Origin of the sequence: Rugosimonospora acidiphila (assembly GCF_039543385.1) — a bacterium.
Classification (GTDB): Bacteria; Actinomycetota; Actinomycetes; order Mycobacteriales; family Micromonosporaceae; genus Rugosimonospora; species Rugosimonospora acidiphila.
This window is the reverse complement of record NZ_BAABJQ010000103.1, coordinates 1-768: the sequence shown is the minus strand read 5'-3', so window position 1 is coordinate 768 and position 768 is coordinate 1. Positions and strand designations below refer to the sequence as shown.

The window sequence follows — 768 nt, the reverse complement described above, 5'->3', positions numbered from 1 at the left end:
ATCTGGAACGACACGGTCCGGCTGACCGACCCGGCCTCGGCGGGACCGGCCGCGACCTGGGCGCCGTCCACCCACATCAGCAACTGGTCACCCGAACGCTCCAACGCCACGAAATGCCAGGCATTGTCGTTGTACGCCGACGTCGAACTGATCTGCTTGGTGCCGTTCTGCGTCGTCATCGTCGCGATCACCCGATGGTTGGCCGGCTCCCCACGCAGCCACACCTGCGGCGCACTGGCATTCATCCCACCCAGCCACATGATGACCTGATTACCGGTCGCCGCACCATAGTTGAACCACGCCGTCCAGGTGAAGTCACCATCACCGGGCAACTGACTCTTGTCGTACGGCACCCGCACGTAGTCATCGACCCCGTCGAGCACCAGACCCTTACCGAACACCCCATCACCCAACGAGGCACCGCCCAGCACATTGCCGGTCGCGTGCGCCCGGGACAGATCCGGAGTGCGCGGACCCGCCGAGTTGTGGAACCCGAGATACTCCGTGTTGAACGTCGCCAACCGGATCTCATCGCCAGCGGTGACCGCCCCGCCCTCGTAGAGCAGTCCGACGAAAGTGTCCTTCGCGTTCGGGCCGGTGATCTGCACCATGTCCGAGTACGCCGCCGGGTCGTTGCTGATGACCGTGCCCTGGTCCGCGTTCTCCCAGGTACGCCCGTTGTCGTACGACGAACGGATCATCATGGTCTTACGCAGGTCGGTGTTGGCCGGCGAGGAGAACAGCATCCGACCCTGGTTCGCCGCACCC

At 64.6% G+C, this 768-nt stretch carries 1 protein-coding gene; it reads right to left on the bottom strand.

Going from position 1 to position 768, the window contains the following annotated elements; genetic code table 11:
• On the bottom strand, positions 1-768 hold a 768-nt coding region (locus ABEA87_RS42220; RefSeq protein WP_345639432.1), incomplete at both ends, for a LamG-like jellyroll fold domain-containing protein.